Raw genomic sequence first — 20,889 nt, 5'->3', positions numbered from 1 at the left:
ACATTTTTGCTCCGTAAGGTGTTGTCTTCCTAATAACCAAAGAGTTAAAAGACAATGCACCTGGTCAAAAAAGTGCTCGCCGTGAGCCTGCTGTTATCTGCCTCCGTTCAGGCCCAAAATATTCTTGAGTTCCCGCAGCCGGAGAATAACCCGGAAGAGTTTTACGCGGTCACTGAAATCCCGGCTGGCGGGATTATTAAATACGAAACCGATGCCAAAACGGGCTTTATCATTGCCGATCGTTTCCAGTCTATGCCGGTGGCCTATCCGGCGAACTACGGGTCCCTGACCCAGTCGCTGGCAGGGGATGGCGATCCGCTGGACGTGGTGTTTTATACCCGTGCGCCGATGGCACCCGGCACCCTGATCAAACTGCGCGCCATTGGCGTGCTGAAGATGATCGATGGCGGCGAAAAAGATGACAAAATCGTGGCCGTACCGGCAAGCAAAATCGACCCAACCTACGATGACATTAAAGAGCTGAGCGATCTGCCGAAGATTGAGCAGCAACGTCTGGAAGCCTTTTTCCGCGTCTATAAGGAGCTGCCGGAAGGGCGCAAAAAAGTGGAGCTGAATGGCTTTAACGATGCCGCGACCGCGAAGCAGGAAATTAAACAGGCATGGGATGCCTGGAAAGCGAAACCTGCGCAATAACTGCTATGCAGCCCGGCGGCGCAAGGCCGCCGGGCTGTGGTTTACAGCTGTGCCGTTAGCCTGTCGATGGCCTCACGCCACTGCGCCTGCAGCAGGGGTTTCTGATGTTTAGGCTTGCGCGCCAGATCTTCTGCAAGCAGTGTCTCCAGCGCAATCAGCCGTTCCAGCAGATCCTCGTTTTCCTCGTGTTGAACGTCAACGGAGTCGTCAGCTACCGCCGGAAGTTGGACGCTATGGCGCAGACGCTCAAACACCGCGTCAGCATCATGCCACTCGCTAAGCTTACCGTCCTCAATGAGCCAGAAGCGATTACAGCTCTGGCGTATCAACTGACGATCGTGGCTCACCAGCAGTACGCCGCCCTCGAACTGTTCCAGGGTACCGGCCAGCGCCTCTTTGCCTTCCATATCCAGGTGGTTGGTCGGCTCGTCCAGCATCAGCAAACTAAATCGTGCCAGCGTCAACCCAATGAACAGCAGCCGCGAACGCTCGCCGCCGCTCAGGGTACTCACAGCCTGACCGTGCCGTATCCACGGGAAGCCAGCGCTAATCAGGGCCATTTTGCGACGCTGAGGATCGGCAGCGAAAGGCGCCAGTGCTTCCAGCAGGCTGGCGTCATCCGGCAGTTGATGCAGGGTCTGGTCGTAATAACCGAGCGTAACCCGCGGGTGGATATTCAGTGCCTCAGCGGCTTGCCCGGCGATAAATTGCTGCCAGATAAGCCTCATCAGCGATGATTTCCCACAGCCGTTACGTCCGACTATGGCTACCCGGTCGCCGCTTTTTAGCCGGGCGCTATCCAGCGTAAAGAGCGGGCTCAGGCCCGGCGCGGGCGGCACCGCAAGAGTTGTCATCTCCAGAAGACGGTCAGCACGCAGGGCGTCGCCACGCAGGGTTAACGTCCAGGGTGAGCCTGCCGTCAGATCGGTCTGACTCTCTTTAAGCCGTTCGACCTGACGTTCCATCTGCTTCGCTTTGCGGGAGAGATCTTCGTTGTCATAGACCTTGCCCCAGGTTGCCAGCCGTTTGGCGCTGGCGGCGATCCGGTCAATCTCTTTCTGTTCGGCTTTGTGGCGAAGTGCATCGCTTTCGTCCCGCTCAGAGAGTGCGCGGCGCGCATGGGTGCAGGGAAGAGTGAAGTAGTGCAGGCGTTGGTCGCGCAGGATCCAGCTGCCGTTGGTCACCGCATCCAGCAGTTGTCTGTCATGCGAGACCAGCACAAAGCTCCCCGTCCAGCGCTGTAAAAACGTCTCCAGCCAGAGCAGCGTAGGCAGATCGAGGTGGTTACTGGGTTCATCCAGCAGCAAGAGATCGGGCTCGCGAATCAGCGCTCGCGCCAGCAGCAGACGGGTATGCTGCCCGCCGCTGAGCGTCGCTGACGTTAACGCCAGATCCTGACTGGCAAAACCCATGCCGGCAAGTAACGTTTCTGCCCGCCAGCGCAGGCTGTCACGCTCGGGTGCAGGGAGTTGTGCCAGTACCGCGTCCAGCAACGACAGCGGATAGAGCGCCTCCGGAAGGTGCTGTTCCACTCGCGCCATCAGGCAGTGTCCGGCCAGCGTCACCGTGCCCGTAAGAGGGGAGTCGGTGCCGTCAAGGATCTTCAGAAGGGTACTTTTCCCGCAGCCGTTATCGCCCAGCAGACCAATGCGGTCGCCTTTTTTCAGTGTAAAGGAGAGGTTGTCGAAAAGCGTGCCAAACGCCGTATCAACACGAAGGGATTGTGCAGTTAGTAATGTGCTCATTTGCTTACTCAAGAGTTACAGGCATGAAAATACCTCGTCAAACAACGCTGACGATAACCCGGTAAGCCCGAGAGAAGGGTTTAGTGAATGGTGTCTTCGCTCAAGCCGAAGTTATCGCAGCACGATATCGATAACGCTTGAGCAGGTGCGATCACCATAAGTACGTGAAAACAGAAAGATTTCACAGTACAGCATAATTAGCCTCCTTATATATTCATTAGATTAATGGGTGAAGGGAGTGTAGCGGGACGGAAGGGTTTTGGCTAGCGGTGAAAGGGCAAAGTAACGGATAAGGCACAGAGCGTCAGCAAAAAAAACGGCAACCGAGGTTGTCATTGCCGATCGGTTAAGCACGGTGGAATTGTTCCGTTCACCGCAGAGGAAGCGGCATAACGCAGAGATGCCTTAGTGAACGGAACCTTTCCACTCTACTGTCTTAGCAACGCCGGATTGCTTAACTGGCTGGCATGACAACCGACGTTACCGTTACGATCTTAAATCGATGTACGACGATAACTCCGGTACTCCGGCATCCAGAAATTATCATCAATCGCCTGCTGCAACGCATCGGCGGAGGTCTTCACCGCCACGCCTTGCTGTTGCGCCATCTTGCCCACGGCAAACGCAATTGCGCGGGAGACCACATGGATATCCTTCAGCTCAGGCAGGACCAGCCCCTCTCCGTTATTGACCAGAGGAGAGTGCTTGGCCAGGGTTTCACTGGCTGACATCAACATCTCGTCAGTAATGCGCGAAGCACCGGAGGCAATGACCCCAAGGCCGATACCCGGGAAAATGTAAGAGTTATTGCACTGGGCAATCGGGTAGGTTTTATCCTTCCACACCACTGGCGCAAACGGGCTGCCGGTCGCGACCAGCGCGTTCCCTTCGGTCCAGGCGATAATGTCCTGCGGCGTCGCTTCCACACGAGATGTCGGGTTAGAGAGCGGCATCACGATCGGGCGAGCGCAATATTTGTGCATCTCGCGGATGATCTCTTCGGTGAAGAGACCCGTCTGGCCAGAGACGCCAATCAGGATATCCGGCTTAACATTACGCACCACGTCCAGCAGGGAGAGGACTTCGTTGTCGGTATCCCAGTTTTTGAGGTTGTCGCGCTTCTGCACCAGTTTGCTCTGGAACGGCAGCAGATTTGGCATCGCGTCGGTCAGCAGACCAAACCGATCCACCATAAAGACACGCGAACGGGCCAGCTCTTCGCTTAATCCTTCCCGCTGGGTCTGGGCAATAATCTGCTCGGCGATACCACACCCGGCAGAGCCCGCGCCCAGGAAGACGATCTTCTGGTAACTCAGCTGACTGCCTGCCGCACGGCTGGCGGCGATCAGGGTACCCACCGTGACGGCAGCGGTGCCCTGGATGTCATCGTTGAAAGAGCAGATCTCATCGCGATAGCGGTTAAGCAGCGGCATGGCGTTCTTCTGGGCAAAATCTTCGAACTGCAACAGCACGTCCGGCCAGCGATGTTTAACCGCCTGGATGAAGTCGTCCACAAACTGATAATACTCTTCATCGGTAATACGCGGGTGACGCCAGCCCATATAGAGTGGGTCGTTGAGCAGCTGCGGATTATTGGTGCCCACATCCAGAACTACCGGCAGGGTATACGCCGGGCTGATGCCGCCACAGGCGGTGTAGAGCGACAGCTTGCCGATAGGGATCCCCATTCCGCCAATGCCCTGATCCCCCAGGCCGAGGATGCGCTCCCCGTCGGTGACCACAATGACTTTAATGTTGTGGTTCGGCACGTTCTGCAGAATATCGTCCATGTTGTGACGATTCTGGTAAGAGATGAACACCCCGCGGGAACGACGATAAATTTCAGAGAAACGTTCGCAGGCGGCGCCAACGGTCGGGGTGTAGATGACCGGCATCATCTCTTCGAGGTGGTTTTGTACCAGGCGATAGAAGAGGGTTTCGTTGGTGTCCTGAATATTGCGCAGGTAGATGTGTTTATCAATTTCAGTCTTGAAGCCCTGGTACTGGATCCAGGCGCGTTCCGCCTGTTCTTCAATGGTTTCTACCACTTCGGGCAACAGGCCGAGCAGGTTGAAGTTGCTGCGCTCTTCCAGGCTAAAGGCGCTGCCCTTGTTCAGGAGCGGGAACTCCAGCAGGACAGGGCCGGCATAGGGGATGTAAAGGGAACGATGTTTTTTCAGTTTGTTGTCCATGTCACTCACTTAATTTTTGAATATCCGGTCCCTGGCATTGTCGTTTTTCAGCATCGATGGCCTGGCTTCAGGGCTGCGGTGGAGGGTAGTATAAATGAGGTGAATATTAATTTCCGCACTCTGGAAACAAAAACGCCACCGATAAAATCGATGGCGTTTCGCATCACAGTGTGTGCTTTATTTATCTGCGTGGCGCTTTCTGCCGGTCGCATGGGTGGTAACTGACTCCTGATTGTTTTCAATCACCACTTTTCTCTGGTTAGAGAGTTTGTAGTTCAGCCCCAGAATGTGACGTGCCTGACGGTTCGATTTCATCTTAACTCCTCAATCCTGTTGATAGTTTTAAGGACCAGTCTGCTTACGCAAACGAAATATAACCCTGAAGGTTGCCCATTGAGCTTAGCAGGCTTTTATAAAGCTGCGTGCTGACCGCTAACCACGTAGTTAATGGTCTGCTGGTAGATATCACTGAGGATGTCATTGTCTGACGCTTCGACCCATTTGGTCAGCTCCATCAAAATGTCATCTTCGGTGACAGCACCCATTTCGGCACGTAGACCCTGTGCAATGGCATTTACCAGTTCCGGCTGTGCGGAAGAGTTGGTCGCAGAATAATAATTAAACATGTTGCCTCCGTGTCGTTCTCTGTTTAATGGTACGGCTCGCAAAAACATAATACGCATTCAGAATGACAAATATTTTTACCGCTGTGTTTAAGATTCGTCCTGGAAATAAAAATATCATCAAACTGTATTTGAAGAATATATTATGGCTTCCAGCGACGCAGTTCCGTATATTTTTCATAAGGCATTGGTGAAGGCCACGAGATCAATTCAATCACGCTCCCCCATGGAGTTTTACCATAACAAAACGCATTACCTTCTCCTTTTTCGGCGGGAAAAGAGAGCGCTTTTGGTTCGGTAAACATTTCGCCGCCGGCTGCGGTAAAACGGCTGATTGCCTGCGAAAAATCATCGACATAGACAGCAAAGTGTTGCAGGCCAAAATCGCTGGGGCGGGCGGGGGACTGTTGGTGTGGGCCGTGCATTTCAAAGAGTTCGATACCGGGGCCGTGCGGCAAGGCCAGCATGCGGATGGCGCGTATTTCCGTGCCGGGGAATAATCTTAACGTATGCTGCTGCGCCTCAGGGTCAATATTCTCGCTGCCGGGTTCGACAGAGCGATATAAAACGCGCGCGTCCAGTGCCTGTTCTAAAAATAACGTGGCTTGTTCAATATCAGGCACCGTAATACCTATGTGGTCAATACCTCTTACTGTCGTTTGCATCATTCCTCCTGCTATACGAATTATTCACTATAGCAGGAGGAGGTTAGCTTATTACCACTTCATTTCGCCGGTATTCACTTTGGCGCTTAACTCAAGTGAGCTGACTTCAGCCAGGTCAGGATAGGCTTTTTTCATGGTGTTAATCACATCCGCCGATGTTTTATGCTGCGCCAGGGCAGTTTCAAACTGGGCAAGATAATGCTGAGTAAAACGAATCGCCTCCGCTCCCGCAGGCGGCGTACCGAGGTAATGCCCCGGAATGACCCGCTCTGGCTGATGGGCCGCCATCGCCGCCAGCGTCTGTTGCCACTGCTGGCGGGATTCTTTGGTTTGCGTATCCGCCGTCCAGACGTGGATGCCCCAGGAAACGCCGGTTCCCCCCAGGATGGTTTTCGCGGACGGGATCCAGACGTAAGCCGCGTAATCGTCAGCATGCTCTATCGACACTTTTTCGCCGTCGATCATAAAAGTTGTGGAGGCCAGCACCTGCGGCACGTACAGAGTAGTCGGCGCACCGTCTTTCATCTGCGGTCCCCAGAATTGCAGTTTCGCCTCTTTGGTGGCGTTAATGTGATCCACTACCTGCCGGGTTGCCAGAATTTTGGCCTCCGGGAAGGCCTTCACCAGCGGCTGCAGACCAAAGTAGAAATCCGGGTCGCCGGAGGTGATCACAATTTTGTTCAGCTTCCTGCCGCTGCGACGAATTTTCTCGACCAGCGCTTCGCCATCTTTCACGCTGAACTGCGCATCAAAAAGGACCGCCTCTTTCGCGCCATAAACCAGCGTTGAAGAGACGGCAAAAATCGCGTTCTCCTGCGGGTTATAGTTCTCTACGGTTAAGGGGGCCGCAAAGGCGGCGGGGGTGATAAGGGTGCACAGTACGGCAAGGTGGGTAAGCTTCATCTTCGGGTCTCGGTTAGCAACAAAGCCGCTATTGTACCCCTCAGCGCATTTGCCAGAATTACTGAAACAAGACATGCTTAGTTTCATAAATCGAACAAATGGAGTTTTCATGGATCGCGTCATTGCCGCTCAGGTCTATAACCGCATATGTGAACTGGGGAGCCTGAGCGCGGCAGCCCGTGCGCTGGGCATTTCACGCCCGATGGTGAGCCGCTATCTGGAACAGATGGAGAAGTGGGCCGGAACCCGGCTGGTGAACCGTTCGACCCGCAAGCTCACGCTGACGGCGGCAGGGGAGAACGTGCTGCAGAAAACCCGTACGCTGGCGCAGCTGTCGCACGAGATCGAGGGCCATGCACCCCGCGATCTGCCCTCCGGTACGTTACGCGTCGCCTGCGCCCATTTTACCGCCCTCCATATGCTTGCCCCCATTTTGCCTGATTTTCTGGCGCGCTACCCGCAGGTGCGCGTCGAGCTGGACGTGAATAATCACCCGGTCAGCCTGGTGGGTGAACGGATCGACGTCGCTATTCGCATCACGGATAACCCGGAGCCGGGCATGATTGCCCGTAAGCTGGGGCGCTGTAGGTCAGTGCTCTGCGCCTCGCCGCACTATCTGGCTACTCATGGCACACCGCAGCACCCGCAGGCATTAGCTCAGCATAACTGTCTGCATTACAGCTTTTTTGCCGGGCAGTCCTGGCAATTTATCACCCCTGAGGGGGAGGGGCTGAGCGTAGCCGTCGGGGGGAATCTCAGCGCCAGTATCTCATCGCTCTTACTGGCTGCTGCGGTAGCCCACTGCGGAATTGCCATGCTGCCCGAGCAGGAGGCGCAGGCTGCGCTGGCGCAGGGTGAACTAGTGCCGGTATTGCCCGAACTCACGCCTAAGCCCTTGTCTATTTTCGGTATCTATCAGTCACGCGAATACCAGCCCGCCGCGCTGCGCCTTTTCCTTGACGCAGTTGAACAACATCTGCGCAATTAACAAGAATTATCCGTGTTTCGGGTCAGGCAAAAAGGGTGGTCTATACTTAACCCTTTGTATGTCAAAAGGAGAACAAGCATGACGATTCATAAACACGGTTCGGCACACTGGTCTGGTGACATCAAACGCGGTAAAGGGACGGTTTCTACCGAAAGCGGCGTGCTCAACCAGCAGCCCTACGGCTTCAATACTCGCTTTGAAGGGGCGGCCGGTACCAACCCGGAAGAACTGATCGGCGCGGCGCATGCAGCCTGTTTCTCAATGGCGCTTTCGCTGATGTTGGGTGAAGCGGGTTACACAGCCGATTCCATTGATACCAAAGCGGTAGTGTCACTGGATAAAACCGACAGCGGTTTTGCCATCAGCAAAATTGCCCTGGAGAGTAAAGTGACTGTGCCTGGCATTGATCCACAGCAGTTCGACGGCATTATTCAGAAGGCCAAAGCCGGTTGCCCGGTGTCGCAGGTGCTGAACGCTGAGATCACCCTGGACTATAAACTGAATTAATGGTCTGGCCGGGCCGCGCGCCCGGCTATCCATCAACGTCCCGGGCCATTCAATCCCTCGGGGAAGATTGCCGTCAGCCAGTCGATAAATACCCTCAACCGATGCGTCACATGCCGGTTTTGTGGATAGACCACATAAAACGGATACCGCGGCGGTCGCCATTTCACCAAGATCTCAACCAGTTTCCCTTCCCGTATCAATTCACCAGCCGAATAGCGAAAAGTTTGCACAATACCCATACCTGCCACCGCCGCGGCCAGGTGAGCATTGCTCTCATTGATGCCGATAGCATGGGGCATCACCATTTCCCGCACCCCATCCTCGTCGGTAAAACGAAAGGGAAAAGGACGGCCAGTGACCGGAGAGAGATAGCTTACCAGCCGGTGGCCATTGCGTAGCTCTTCGGGATAGGCGGGGGTGCCGTGGTGCTTCAGATAGGCGGGCGTGGCGCAGGTCACCATCTCCGCATTACCGATATGCCGCGCAATCAGTGACGAGTCTTCCAGCGCACCACCGCGGATCACGCAATCCACGCTGCCGCGGATCAAATCAACCGGCCGGTCGGCCACGCCAAGCTCCAGGCGGATGCCGGGAAACTGGCGCATAAAATCTGGCAGCGCAGGGATGAGCACATCCCGCGCCGTTGAGCCACCCACGTCGATGCGCAGTTGCCCCTGAGGCTGCTGTTTTGCCGTATTAAAGGCGGTGTCGATATCTTCAATATCAATCAGCACTCGTGAGGCTTTCTCGTAATACTCGCGTCCTTCAGGCGTAGCGTTTACCCGACGGGTGGTGCGCTGTAATAGCTGTACGCCCAGATGCGCTTCCAGCGATTTCACCAGTTTGCTGAGGGTCGCATTCGGCATATTCAACGAGTCTGCCGCCCGGGTAAAACTCCCGCTTTCTACCACTCGCGCAAACGCGCGCATTGCCAATAATTGATCCACCGCCAGCCCTCGATTATGCACACACAGAAAGAGTCATTTCCATTTTTGCTGATTTTTCTCTAATCCGGCAAGCGTTAGATTAGCCCCACAGAAAGTTACAAACGCAACCACAAGGTAAATCACATGAACAACGCACTGAATGGAAAAATCGCACTCGTCACCGGCGGCACCAGCGGCATCGGTCTGGCAACGGCCAAAGAGTTAATTGCGCAGGGGGCGAAGGTGTACATCACCGGTCGTCGCGAAGCCGAGCTGGAGAAAGCGCTGACCGCGCTGGGCGATGCTGCCACCGGCATCCGCGCAGACGCATCGCAGCTTGCCGACCTCGATAAGGTTTATGGACAGATCGCAGAACAGGCCGGGCGGCTGGATATCCTCTTTGCCAACGCGGGCGGCGGCGAGATGTTGCCGCTGGGAGAAATTACCGAAGAACATTTTGACCGTATTTTCGCCACTAACGTGCGCGGCGTGCTCTTTACCGTACAGAAGGCGCTGCCGCTGCTGTCGAATGGGTCTTCGGTGATCCTGACCGGCTCTACGGTCTCGGTGATGGGAACGGCTAATTTCAGTGTTTACAGCGCCAGCAAGGCGGCGGTACGTAACTTTGCCCGATCCTGGGCGCTGGATTTACAGGGGCGCGGTGTGCGGATTAACGTGGTAAGCCCTGGCCCGATTAAAACCCCAGGACTTGGCGATTTGGTACCGGAAGAGCAGCGCCAGGGGTTGTTCGACGCACTGGCCGCTCAGGTCCCGCTGCAACGCATTGGCGAACCGGAAGAGGTGGGTAAAGCCGTGGCCTTCCTGGCCTCCGATGCCGCCAGCTTTATCAATGCCACCGAACTGTTTGTCGATGGCGGTATGGCGCAGATCTAGGGCGCATAAATAAGCGTGAGATTGCCGCCGAGACGGCGGCTTTCAAGCGGTTGACGGGCGTCACGCAGGGCGCGCGTCGTGGCGTTACACCGGGTCAGATTGCACCAGGGCGCCAGCCACACCGGATCGGTTTCTCTCTGACTCAGAACGTATCCCGCCAGCCGCCCCAGGGCACCATGATTCTCCTTCAGTAGATCCTGTCCGTTCGCTGCAGCAAAGCTGGCGATCATCACCAGCGGTTGCAGGGCGTAATTATGATAAGCCAGCGCGCGTGCACCGCGTTTTTGTTCGTTGGGTAGCTGCCCGTCGGCGGCGATCTGCCCGGCGGCAAGGCGAAACACCTTTATTGACCAGTCGTACAGATCCTGACGGTCGAGCGCAACCGCCGTGGCCATCACCGCCCAGGCTGCCCAGTAGCTGTGATTATTGGTTTTTTGCAGCGCCAGACCGTCCCAGTCTGCCACCACCAGGTCCGCCAGTTCCCCGAGCCAGTGCGCAACCTGCGCGTCTTCAGGCTGCGGTTGTAGCGCCAGCCAGCCTGTAGCGAGTGTGGCCAGCGCCCATTTACGCATTGCCCGCCCGGTATGGTTGGTCTGGATTGAGGTTAATGCCCCCGCGCGGGCCCATGCGCGATAACCCTTCAGGAGACAGTTGAGCGTGGCGGGATCGCCGCTCTGTTTATAGCGCCAGACCATGGTCGAGATACCGCGTTCAAAGTCGACAATAGGTTGGGTCTGGGCGCGAAACGCGCGTTCCGCTGTAGGGTTCAGGGTGGCGCGCGCGCTGTCTGAACCTGCATATTTACTGGGAAAATCCAGCGCCCCGGTCCAGGGGGCAGGCAGATCGACACACTTTCCGGCCAGAGTGTGCGGCAGGGGGCGGGTAAACCCCGGCGGCGGCACCAGCGGTGCCGCCCAGAGCAGGGGGGGTAAAAAGGCCAAAACAAGTAATAAACGCATTACTCAAGCTTACGCCAACAGCGCACCGCCCGGCCACCCGAAACCGAGGCAAGCGCCTGCGGCTGTTCGCAGCCTGCGGTGGCCAACGGACAGCGGTCGCGGAAATAGCAGCCCGTCGGCAGCTGACGATTGCCCGGCAGATCGGTTTTTCGTAATGCCAGGGCATCATCCAGCGGCGCGCCGGTTTTCGGTACCGAGTCCAGCAGCAGCTGGGTGTAAGGGTGGGACGGGCTATTCAGTACCTGCTGTGTCTCGCCCAGCTCAACGATCTGCCCCAGATACATCACCGCCACCCGGTCACTCATGTGCCGGACCACCGAGACATTATGGGAAATCAGCACATAGGTTAGCGTCCGCTCACGCTGTAAATTGACCAGCAGATTCAGAATCTGTGCCTGCACAGAAATATCCAGCGCGCTGGTAGGCTCATCCAGCACGATGATATCGGGGTCCGATGACAATGCCCTGGCAATGGCGATTCGCTGGCGCTGCCCGCCAGAAAAGGCATGCGGTAGACGATCGAGATATTCGGGGCGAATCCCCACCTGTTGCGCCAGCGCTTCGGCCAGACTGCGGCGGGCGCGTTCGTTACTGCGCGTTTTTATCCACACGGGTTCAGTGATGATCCGCCAGACCGGCAGGCGCGGATCGAGGGAGGAGAGCGGATCCTGAAACACCATCTGCATCCCGCTGCGGTCATGGTGGCAGCATTCGCCCGTGCTGGGCTTCAGCATGCCCATCAGCAGTTGGGCCAGGGTGCTTTTACCGCACCCCGACTCACCAACCACCCCCAGGGTTTCACCGCGTTTGATCTGCAAATCGAGCCCGTTCAGGGCATGAACCTGTTCTGTCACCCGTCCCCGCCAGTTTTTCCGCGCCGGAAAATTCACATGCACGCGATTAAGCTCAAGTAATACTTCAGACATGACGAGTCTCCAGTTGCGGATACCAGCAGGCCGCGAGCTGGCCGGTGGCACCGTGCGGTGAGAGCGGCGGTATCTGGCTACATTGTGCCCCGGCGGCGAAGCAGCGTTCGCGAAACGCGCACCCCGTGGGCAAACGGGTCAGGTTGGGTACGGTGCCGGGGATCGCCGGCAGCATTTCGCGCGGTTCGCCATTTTCCGGGGCGCACTGCAGCAGGCCGATAGAGTAGGGATGCACCGGGTGGGCAATCAGGGCATCGGTCGCCCCCGTTTCGATCACGCTTCCGGCATACATGACATACAGTCGATCGCAGAGTTGCGAGACGACCGCCATATCGTGGCTAATGAACAGCACCGAGGTGCCGCTGGCGCGGGCTTTATGCTTCAGCAACCGCAGCACCTGCAGCTGGACGGTCACATCCAGCGCGGTGGTGGGTTCATCGGCGATAATCAGATCCGGCTCGCAGGAGAAGGCCAGGGCGATCATCACCCGCTGGCGCATCCCCCCTGAGAGTTCGAACGGGTAGCGATCCATCACCCGCGCCGCATCGGGGATCTGCATCTCCTCCAGTAGCGAAATGGCCTTTTGCTGCGCCTCGCGGCGGGAGAGCGGCTGGTGCTGGCGGATCACCTCCATCATCTGTCGGCCGATGCGCCGGGTCGGGTTAAGGGCGGTCATCGGCTCCTGAAAAATCATCGCCACCCGGGCGCCACGCCACTGGCGCAGCTGTTTTTCGTGGGCAGTGAGCATGTCCTCCCCGAGCAGCGTCACCTGACCGCTGTGAATGCGATAACTCCCCTCAGGCAGCAGGCGCATTGCCAGCATGGCGGTAACCGATTTACCGGAGCCCGATTCGCCTACCACCCCCACGATTTCGCCGCGCTTGACCTCCAGCGAGACGCGGTTCAGAGCATGCACTTCACCGCGAAAAACAGGAAAGCTCAGGTGTAAATTGTCGATGGCTAAGACTGCGTCTCCCATTACTGTTTTCCTCCCGATTTCGGATCAAGCAGGTCGCGAATGCCGTCGCCGAACAGGTTAAAACCCACGGCGGTAATCAGAATGGCCGCACCCGGAAAGGCGCAATACCACCACTGATCGAGCACATAATTACGGCCAACAGCCACCATCGCCCCCCATTCAGCGGTGGGCTGCTGTGCCCCCAGTCCGATGAATCCTAGCGTGGCTGCCATCAGAATGGCGCTGCCGATATCCAGCGATGCCTGGACAATGAGCGGCGGCAGGGCGTTGCGCAGAATATGCCAGCTGATCAAATGCCAGCGTGACGCGCCAAAGGTGCGCGCCGCCTGCACATAGGTGAACTGGCGTACCACCAGCGTCTGACCGCGCGCCAGGCGCACATAAAACGGAATACGGACGATAGCAATTGCCAGCATGGCATTGAACAGGCTTGGCCCCAGGGCTGCGGCCAGCGCCATGGTGAGGACCAGCGAGGGGATCGACAGCATAATGTCCATGACGCGCATAATGATGGCGTCGCCACGTCCGCCGATGACACCGGAGAAACAGCCCAGCAGTGAGCCAATGCCACCGGCTATTACCACCACCGCCAGCCCCGCGGCGATGGATTGTTGGCTACCCACCAGCACCCGGCTAAACAGATCGCGTCCGACCTCATCGGTACCAAACCAGTAGCTCGCCGACGGCGCCTGTAAACGCGCGGTGAGATCGAGCGCATTCGGGTCGTGCGGAACAATCCAGGGTGACAGGATCATTAACAGCAGCATCAAGAGCATGATCAGCCCGCCCACCAGCGTCAGCGGACTCTGGCGCAGCAGCCATATTATTTTTGCCCAGTCGATGCGGGGCGGCGTGGCCTTTACGGTCACTGGCGTTTCCTGGCTTAACATCATTCAGCACCTCCGCGCCCGATACGGGGGTCGATCCACAGATAGAGCAGATCCACCACCAGATTGACTATCACGTAGGCCAGCGATACCACCACCGCAAAGCCCATTACTGCCGGAAAATCCAGCGCCTGAATCGAGGTCACCACCCAGGCCCCCATTCCCGGCCACGCAAAGACGGTTTCAGTCAGCACCGCGCCATAGAGGAGGTCGCCCAGCGCCAGCCCCAGCACGGTGATGGACGGGATCATCGCGTTCGGCAAGGCATAGCGCATAATGATGTACCAGCCCGGCAGACCGCTGGCGCGGGCGGTACGAATATAATCCTCGCTCAACTGTTCCAGCATCGCCGAACGGATCTGCCGCGCCACAATCCCCAGGTGGACAAAGGCCAGGGTCAGGGCGGGTAAAATCAGGTGCTGAAGCGCATTAAAGAAGACTTCGCCGTTGCCTTCGATCAGCGCATCTATCAGGTAGAAGCCGGTGAAATGAGCAGGGGGATCCAGCCAGTCGTCAAGCCTGCCGCCGCCGGGCAGAATTTGTAGCTGACCGTAAAAGAGAACAATCACCCCCAGCCCTAGCCAGAAAGCGGGGGTCGAAATACCGGTGATGGCCATCAGGCGCACCAGATGATCCAGCCAGCGGTTACGGTAAACAGCCGACAAAATCCCGAGCGGCACGCCAATGAGCAGCGCCAGCAACAGGGCGCAAAACGCCAGTTCGAGTGTCGCCGGGAAGAACGCCTTCAGCTCCTCCGCCACCGGGCGGCCAGTGCGTATCGACGTCCCCAGATCGCCGTGTGCCAGCGCATTCACGTAGTGGCCAAATTGCACATATAACGGCTGGTCGAGCCCCAGCTGTAGCCGAATATTTTGCACAATTTCCTCACTGGCGCGGTCGCCTGCCAGCAGACGCGCCGGATCGCCGGGGATCATGTGCGAAATGATAAAGGTGATGATACAGACGCCAGCCACGACCAGGATAAGCCCCCAGCAGCGCTGCCGCACAATGCTCCAGAATGTCATACGCCCCTCCTGCGGCGCCGGGCCCCCGGCGCCGGCTCACGCTTATTTGCTCATCGTGGCGATGTTGAACACCTGCTCAAGCATCGGGTTAAAGGTGAAACCTTTGACCTCTTTGTTCATCGCCAGCTGGTAGTTTTTCTGGAACAGATAGACGTAGGCCGCTTCGTCGATCACGATCTTCTGCGCCTGCTGGTAATCTTTGGTCCGTTCGGCCTGGTCGGTGGTCTTCAGCGCACTTTGCAGCAGCGAATCGACCGTTTTGTTCTCATAGAAAGCGCGGTTACCCGGCAGCCCTTTTTTGTCCGATTCGAACCAGTAGTTCATAAACATGTACGGGTCGGCGAAATCCGGACTCCAGTTACCGATCGCCATGTCGTAATCGCCTTTGCCTACGCGATCCCGCATGGTGGCGTTCGCCAGTTTTTCCAGCTTGACGTTAATCCCGAGCTTACCGAGGCTGGCCTGGGTAGAGAGGGCGATCGGCTCCCAGTTCGGATCGTTATCTGAGTAGAGGAAGGTGAGGCTGGCCGGTTTCTCTTTCACCTTTTCCAGCGCCGCTTTGGCCTTGGCTTCGTCCAGACTGTACTGCTGGGCCGTAGCGTCAAAGCCCCACATCCCCTCAGGAATGGGGCCGCGCATCTGCTTACCGTTGCCGCTCAGGATCCCTTTCACCATCCCCTGATAATCGGTAGACCAGGAGATGGCCCGACGCAGATCGACCTGGTTCAGTGGCGCTTTGCTGTTGTTCAGGTAGAGGTAGGTCACTCGCAGGGAGGGGTACTCGGCCACGGTCACTTTGCCCTCCTGCTTCAGGGCGGTGAGCTGATCCACCGGCAGGGCGTCGGCGATATCGATATCACCCCGCGAAAGCTGCAGACGGCGAGATGCGCTCTCACCGATGATCTTCACCGAAACGCGCTTAAACGCCGGTTTTTCCCCTGGCCAGTGCGGATTGGGTACCAGGATTAACTGCTGGCCTTTCTGCCAGCTTTTCAACATAAAGGGACCGGATCCGGCCGTGTGTTGCGCCAGATATCCGCGCGCATCATCCGCCGCGTTAGCTTTCAGGACCGCCGGGTTAATAATCGAGGCCCCATCGTTGGCCAGCGTATAGAGGAATGGCGCAAACGGCTGGTTCAGAATGAATTTCACCGTGTGCGCATCCACCGCTTCGACCTGCAAATCTTTAGGGAAGGCCTCTGCCGGTCCCTGACCAATTTTCAGCAGCCGCTCAAACGAGGCCTTGACTGCCTCAGCGGTGACCGGGGTGCCGTCGGCGAAACGGGCGTTGTCTTGCAGGGTGAAGGTCCAGGTTTTCTGGTCCTCGGATGCTTTCCAGCCGCTGGCAAGATCGCCTTCAATCTCCGTTGAGCCCGGCTTGTACTGCACCAGACGTTGATAAGAGGGGTAGGTCACCGTCCAGTCGTTATTATCGATGGTCACGGCCGGATCGAGGGTTTGCGGGTCGGCGGCTTTACCAATGACCAGCATATCTTTCGGCACCGCGGCCTGAGCGGCAGGGAGCGCCAGGGCGAGGGCCGCGGCAATCAGCGCGGGGCGAAACAGGTTGAGTGTGTTCATAGTAAGGCTCCAGCGAGTAAAAGGGTGTGCGTCAAAAACAGGCGAAACGGTCTTCAAGCAGCGGATAGCTGGCAGCAAGCGGCAGCTCGAAGTGCCACCATTCGGAACTGATGCCAACAAATCCCCCGCCGGCCATGATGCCGTTCAGCAGCAGACGGTTGCGCTGCGCCTCGGGCGGAACGGAGGGGTGAAAGGCGTGAGAGCGGTCGTGCATTTCATCAAAGCCCGCCCCCATATCCAGCACCGTCCCGCGGGCGTCCATCAGCGTGACGTCGATAGCCGTACCGCGGCTGTGGTTCGAGCCGGTAGAGACATCCACCACGTATTGCGGATCCGGGCATGCCTCCCACAGGCGAGCCTGGGCCGCCTGCGGGCGATAGGCGTCATACACCAGCAGCTGTAAACCGGCGAGGTCGGCAATACTTATCGCTTTCGCCAGCGCGGTAATGGCATCCGGATGCAGCAGACAGCGCGCCTCGCGGTAGACAGGGCGGCCGGTAATGTTGTCGGCCGTGGCATACTTCAGGTCGATATGCAGGGTAGGAAACGTCCTGGCGACGTCGACCAGTTGACACTCTTCGGGCATAGCTCCGCTCCTTAACGTTCGAATTGACCAAACTCTTGTTGTAATTGCCGGTTTGCCGCCAGGCGGGTGGGCAGGGCATCGCCCAGCGCCTGGACCACGCCCGACAGCAGCAGGTTAAACAGGCAGCTCACCGGGGCCAGAGAGTCCCAGAAGTGGCCGGTATCGGTTTTCACCTGCAGAAGATCGATGGGGTAATCCCGCGCCCAGGGGCACCAGATATCGGTGATCAGTACGGTACGGATCTGTCGCTCACAGGCTACCCGGCAAAACTGACGGGCCACCGAGGAGTAAGCGCGGGTATCGGTCAGTACCACGTAGGGGTGGCTAAAGCCGGAGTTGAGCGACTCAACCCAGCTGCCGGAGAGCCCTTCGCTATAAATGACGCGCGGACGCAGATACTCCAGATGGCTGAAGAAGGCGTTAGCGATGCCGCGGGTGGACTGGATCCCCAGCACAAAAACCGCGTCAGCGGTAGCCAGATGGTGTACCACCCGTTGAAAGCTCTCGCTCTGCGCCAGCTGGTAAACATGCCCTATAGCATCCATTTCCAGCGCGAGAGCGCGCTGCGCCCGGTCAGGAAGCGTCTGCTGCTGGTGCCAGGAGTCGAGACGCTCTTTCATCCCCCAGGGCTGATAGGGGGCGGCAGGCCATTCGCGCAGACTTTTTTTGGCATCATCCAGATTGCGATAGCCCAGTTTGCGTAAGTAACGTCCCACGGTGATACCGCTGGTGCCGGTGGCCTGCGCGATGCTCTCTGCCGTTTCAAACGGGATTTGACCCGCATGGGCCAGCAGCCAGCTCGCAACCCGTTTCTCAGTAGGGGTGAGCTGGCTAAAACCGCCTTCTATACGCGCCAGAAATTCAGTGTGTGGAGTCATGCCGCCTCGCTGTTAACGGGTTGTCATCACCGGAAAAACTGTTACCTGATTAACAATGCAGGACGCATGCCAATCCAGCCCATGCCAGAAATGGCGGGTTTCTCTGCAATATTCAATTAACTTATGAGTAACATTAGTGCAACCTGGCGCACTTTTGGTGCAGCCAGGCCGCGTTGAAGGTATGAAATTAGTGAATACCTCACGGGCATCACATTTTTGTGGGCCGGGAGAAACGCGCTAAGATAGCGTCAATCCCATTCTGGAAAGGAAGCCCATGCGCGCCCAGCTGATCTCCACCGTGAAAATTGTCGCTAAGGTACTGGGCGTCGTCCTGATCGTGCTGCTGGCCTTCCGGATTTATAAATCGCAGACCGGCCCCGCGCTGCACCCGTGGCACACCTGGACTGCGCCGGAGATGTCGGCGCGCGATATTGATCAGGCGACGTTTGCCGATTATCTGCGTCAGGAAGGGCAGATCTTCCAGGCATTACAGCGCGACGTGGTGGATAAGACAAAAGGTGACGAGCAGACGCCGCTGAACCGCTATTACCGCAACAGCCTGGTCTGGCCCGGACAGTTTTCGTTGCAGGGGAATCGCTCACGGGTGCTGCTGCCTGAGGGTACGCCACGCGGTACGGTGGTATTACTGCATGGACTAACTGACTCCCCCTACAGCGTGCAGCGCATCGCCGCCGACTATCAACAGCGTGGATTTGTGGCCGTCGTGCCGCGTCTGCCGGGCCACGGTACCGCACCGGGCGCGCTCAGTGATGTGGAGTGGGAGCAGTGGATGGCGGTGACCCGTCTGGCCGTGCGTGAAGCCCGTCGTCTTGGCGGGGGAAAGGTGCCGCTGCATCTGGTGGGCTATTCCAACGGCGGGGCGCTGGCGTTGAAATACGCTCTCGACGCTCTTGATGACAACCACCTGGCGAAACCCCAGCAGCTGATTTTGATTTCGCCGATGATTGGCGTCAGCGCCTTCGCCCGTTTTGCCGGGCTGGCGGGGCTGCCCGCGCTGCTTCCGCCCTTCGCCAAAGCGGCATGGCTGAATATCCAGCCGGAATACAATCCCTTTAAATACAACTCGTTCCCAGTGAACGGGGCGCGCCAGAGCTGGCAACTGACCCAGGCGTTGCAACAGCAGATCCGCCGTTATGCCGACAAGCAGAGCCTGACGGCGCTTCCTCCGGTACTGGCCTTCCAGTCTGTTATGGACAGCACCGTCAGCACCCGTGCGGTGGTGGATATGCTGTTTAATCTGCTTCCGTCTAACGGCAGCGAGCTGGTCATTTTTGACATCAACCAGGCCGCCAGTCTGCGCCCGTTCCTGCGTCCTGGGGCGTATCTTTCGGTTGATGCGCTGCTACCTCCGCCGCCGCGGCGCTATACGACGACGGTGGTGACCAATGCCTCGGCGCAGACCCTGAAAACGGTCGCGCGCAGGCTGCCCGCCGGGGCAGCGGCGGCGCAGATTACGCCGCTCACTACCCCCTGGCCGGCTGATATCTATTCCCTCTCACACGTGGCGCTGCCGTTCCCGCCGCAGGACGATCTCTACGGTACCCGGCCAGTCGATCCGCAGCGGTTTGGCATAAATCTGGGTAATGCGGCCCTGCGTGGCGAAACGGGCGGATTGATCGCCGGCATGGACGCCATGATGCGACTTACCTCAAACCCTTTCTACGACTATCTGTTACAGCGGATCGTGCAAACAGCGCCCAGTACGCCAGCGCCAGCCCGCTGATGAACGCGCCCGCAGCACAGACGGCGTGCCAGCCACCCCAGGCCCACAAATGGGTGGCGAGCCACGCGCCGCTGGCGCTACCCAGCGAATAGAAAGCCATATACACCGCAACCAGACGGCTGGTTGCCTGTGGACGTTGCGCGAAGATCAGGCTCTGGCTCGTGACGTGCACCGCCTGTACGGCAAAATCCAGCAGAATGATGCCCAGCGTCAAAATGATAAGAGACCCTTCGCCGCAGGCCATCAGCCCCCAGCTCAGTAACAGCAGCAACAGTGCCACGCCTGTGACCCGCTGCCCCAGGCCGCGATCCGCGAAGAGACCAGCCTGACGCGCCGCCAGCGCCCCGGCAATACCCGCTATCCCGAACAGACCAATCTGGCCCGGGCTGAGGTCATGCGGCGCACCGCTTAACGGGAACACCAGCGAAGTCCAGAGCAGGCTAAAAGCCATAAAAATCAACAGAGCGAGGAGGGCGCGCACCCGCAGCACAGGCAGTTCCCGCCAGAGCGCAAACAGCGAGAGCAGCAGCTCGCTATAGGGGCGACGCTGCCTCTGCGTTTCCTCCTGCGGCGCGGTGCGGATAAAAAGCAGCGCCATGCCCAGCATCGCCAGGGCAGAAAAGAGAAGCACAATACGCCAGGAGCTCCACTCCCCAAGCAACCCGGCCACCACTCGCGCCAGTAAGATCCCCAGCACCACGCCGCTCGTCACTCTCCCAGTCGCTTCGCCCCGGCGCGCACTCTCCGTCAGGCTGGCGGTATAGGCCACCACAATCTGGACCACCACCGCCAGCAGTCCCACCACGCCCATAAGGGTACTGAGCATCAGCAGTGACCCTGCCTGCGAGGCGAGCGCCAGCAGCAGGCTGCTCATTAGCATCAATGAGGCGATCAGCGTTTTACGATTCACTCTGTCGCCCAGCGGCACTAAAAAAAGCAGCCCCAGCCCATAGCCCGTCTGGGTCGCGGTGATAATCCATCCCATGCTTGCGGTACGCGCGTGCAGGTCATGGGCAATCTGGTCGAGAAGGGGCTGGGTCATATAGACATTGGCTACCGCAAACGCGCAGAGCACGGCGAAGAGAAACAGCTGCCGGGAGGTGAGCAGCGGCGTGGCGCGTGACGATTCGGTCAGGCTCATTTGCATTACCCTCTAAACTGGTTTTAAATAAAAACCAGATTACTATCGCCTGTTCTGGTTTTTATTTGCAACCAGTTTTTACGTTG

General features: G+C 57.9%; 21 protein-coding genes. 5 read left to right on the top strand and 16 right to left on the bottom strand.

Features of this window, described 5'->3' with window-relative positions; genetic code table 11:
• The first annotated feature begins 54 nt into the window (after positions 1–54).
• Positions 55–654 (top strand): inorganic diphosphatase, encoded by a 600-nt coding sequence (locus tag WFN75_RS06915; protein WP_046885431.1) that lies wholly within the window; start codon positions 55–57, stop codon positions 652–654.
• A gap of 41 nt (positions 655–695) precedes the next feature.
• On the opposite strand, the gene WFN75_RS06910 is transcribed toward WFN75_RS06915, so the two are convergent.
• From WFN75_RS06910 to WFN75_RS06885, 6 genes are all read right to left on the bottom strand, one after another.
• On the bottom strand, positions 696–2,399 hold the full coding sequence (locus WFN75_RS06910) for an ABC-F family ATP-binding cassette domain-containing protein (protein WP_336995899.1): 1,704 nt from the start codon (positions 2,397–2,399) through the stop codon (positions 696–698).
• Positions 2,400–2,893: 494 nt separating this feature from the next.
• On the bottom strand, positions 2,894–4,591 hold the full coding sequence (locus tag WFN75_RS06905) for an NAD-dependent malic enzyme (protein ID WP_040075658.1): 1,698 nt from the start codon (positions 4,589–4,591) through the stop codon (positions 2,894–2,896).
• A 177-nt stretch (positions 4,592–4,768) separates the two neighbouring features.
• Positions 4,769–4,906, bottom strand: a complete 138-nt coding sequence (gene sra / locus WFN75_RS06900; protein ID WP_040075659.1) for a stationary-phase-induced ribosome-associated protein — start codon at positions 4,904–4,906, stop codon at positions 4,769–4,771.
• 95 nt (positions 4,907–5,001) lie between these two features.
• A complete protein-coding gene (bdm, locus tag WFN75_RS06895) occupies positions 5,002–5,217 on the bottom strand; it encodes a biofilm-dependent modulation protein (protein WP_040075660.1) in 216 nt (71 codons plus the stop codon).
• A 140-nt stretch (positions 5,218–5,357) separates the two neighbouring features.
• Entirely contained in the window at positions 5,358–5,879 is a 522-nt protein-coding gene (locus WFN75_RS06890; protein WP_336996227.1) for a VOC family protein, read from the bottom strand.
• 51 nt (positions 5,880–5,930) lie between these two features.
• Positions 5,931–6,782, bottom strand: a complete 852-nt coding sequence (locus WFN75_RS06885) for a Vmh family MBL fold metallo-hydrolase (RefSeq protein WP_336995898.1) — start codon at positions 6,780–6,782, stop codon at positions 5,931–5,933.
• Between the two features lie 109 nt (positions 6,783–6,891).
• On the opposite strand from WFN75_RS06885, the gene WFN75_RS06880 reads away from it, so the two are divergent.
• Both WFN75_RS06880 and WFN75_RS06875 read left to right on the top strand, forming a co-directional pair.
• The gene (locus WFN75_RS06880) at positions 6,892–7,770 is read left to right on the top strand and encodes a LysR family transcriptional regulator (protein WP_046885435.1); all 879 of its coding nucleotides are present in this window, start codon (positions 6,892–6,894) and stop codon (positions 7,768–7,770) included.
• Positions 7,771–7,848: 78 nt separating this feature from the next.
• Entirely contained in the window at positions 7,849–8,277 is a 429-nt protein-coding gene (locus WFN75_RS06875) for an OsmC family protein (RefSeq protein WP_040075664.1), read from the top strand.
• A 32-nt stretch (positions 8,278–8,309) separates the two neighbouring features.
• On the opposite strand, the gene WFN75_RS06870 is transcribed toward WFN75_RS06875, so the two are convergent.
• Positions 8,310–9,224 carry a LysR family transcriptional regulator gene (locus WFN75_RS06870; protein ID WP_336995897.1) on the bottom strand — a complete coding sequence of 305 codons (915 nt, stop codon included), beginning with the start codon at positions 9,222–9,224 and terminating at the stop codon, positions 8,310–8,312.
• A 123-nt stretch (positions 9,225–9,347) separates the two neighbouring features.
• Here WFN75_RS06870 and WFN75_RS06865 point away from each other — a divergent pair, with 123 nt between their 5' ends.
• A complete protein-coding gene (locus WFN75_RS06865) occupies positions 9,348–10,097 on the top strand; it encodes an SDR family oxidoreductase (RefSeq protein WP_336995896.1) in 750 nt (249 codons plus the stop codon).
• On the opposite strand, the gene WFN75_RS06860 is transcribed toward WFN75_RS06865, so the two are convergent.
• The 8 genes from WFN75_RS06860 to WFN75_RS06825 are packed head-to-tail and all read right to left on the bottom strand — an operon-like array spanning position 10,094 to position 17,918.
• On the bottom strand, positions 10,094–11,056 hold the full coding sequence (locus tag WFN75_RS06860) for a mannuronate-specific alginate lyase (protein WP_336995895.1): 963 nt from the start codon (positions 11,054–11,056) through the stop codon (positions 10,094–10,096). The two genes, WFN75_RS06865 and WFN75_RS06860, sit on opposite strands and share 4 nt — an antisense overlap.
• The gene (locus WFN75_RS06855) at positions 11,056–11,982 is read right to left on the bottom strand and encodes an oligopeptide/dipeptide ABC transporter ATP-binding protein (protein WP_046885438.1); all 927 of its coding nucleotides are present in this window, start codon (positions 11,980–11,982) and stop codon (positions 11,056–11,058) included. Before WFN75_RS06855 ends, WFN75_RS06860 begins: the two co-directional genes overlap by 1 nt.
• Positions 11,975–12,961, bottom strand: coding sequence for an ABC transporter ATP-binding protein (locus WFN75_RS06850; protein ID WP_040075669.1), 987 nt, complete (start codon positions 12,959–12,961; stop codon positions 11,975–11,977). The genes WFN75_RS06855 and WFN75_RS06850 overlap by 8 nt, the downstream gene beginning before the upstream one ends.
• Positions 12,961–13,854: a D,D-dipeptide ABC transporter permease gene (gene ddpC / locus WFN75_RS06845; RefSeq protein WP_336995894.1), complete on the bottom strand. Its 894-nt coding sequence runs from the start codon at positions 13,852–13,854 to the stop codon at positions 12,961–12,963. The genes WFN75_RS06850 and ddpC overlap by 1 nt, the downstream gene beginning before the upstream one ends.
• A complete protein-coding gene (locus WFN75_RS06840) occupies positions 13,851–14,873 on the bottom strand; it encodes an ABC transporter permease (protein WP_040075672.1) in 1,023 nt (340 codons plus the stop codon). Before WFN75_RS06840 ends, ddpC begins: the two co-directional genes overlap by 4 nt.
• A gap of 42 nt (positions 14,874–14,915) precedes the next feature.
• Entirely contained in the window at positions 14,916–16,454 is a 1,539-nt protein-coding gene (locus WFN75_RS06835) for an ABC transporter substrate-binding protein (RefSeq protein WP_336995893.1), read from the bottom strand.
• Between the two features lie 31 nt (positions 16,455–16,485).
• A complete protein-coding gene (gene ddpX, locus WFN75_RS06830) occupies positions 16,486–17,040 on the bottom strand; it encodes a D-alanyl-D-alanine dipeptidase (protein ID WP_286808966.1) in 555 nt (184 codons plus the stop codon).
• An 11-nt stretch (positions 17,041–17,051) separates the two neighbouring features.
• A complete protein-coding gene (locus WFN75_RS06825; RefSeq protein ID WP_336995892.1) occupies positions 17,052–17,918 on the bottom strand; it encodes a MurR/RpiR family transcriptional regulator in 867 nt (288 codons plus the stop codon).
• Positions 17,919–18,192: 274 nt separating this feature from the next.
• Here WFN75_RS06825 and WFN75_RS06820 point away from each other — a divergent pair, with 274 nt between their 5' ends.
• Positions 18,193–19,662: an alpha/beta hydrolase gene (locus tag WFN75_RS06820; protein ID WP_336995891.1), complete on the top strand. Its 1,470-nt coding sequence runs from the start codon at positions 18,193–18,195 to the stop codon at positions 19,660–19,662.
• Here the strand turns inward: WFN75_RS06820 and WFN75_RS06815 are convergent.
• Positions 19,583–20,803 carry an MFS transporter gene (locus tag WFN75_RS06815; protein ID WP_336995890.1) on the bottom strand — a complete coding sequence of 407 codons (1,221 nt, stop codon included), beginning with the start codon at positions 20,801–20,803 and terminating at the stop codon, positions 19,583–19,585. The two genes, WFN75_RS06820 and WFN75_RS06815, sit on opposite strands and share 80 nt — an antisense overlap.
• Positions 20,804–20,889 lie beyond the last annotated feature (86 nt).

The sequence above is a fragment of the Leclercia sp. UBA7405 genome, from assembly GCF_037152215.1.
In the GTDB taxonomy this organism is placed as follows: Bacteria; Pseudomonadota; Gammaproteobacteria; order Enterobacterales; family Enterobacteriaceae; genus Enterobacter; species Enterobacter pneumoniae.
This window is presented reverse-complemented; position numbering and strand designations above follow the sequence as displayed.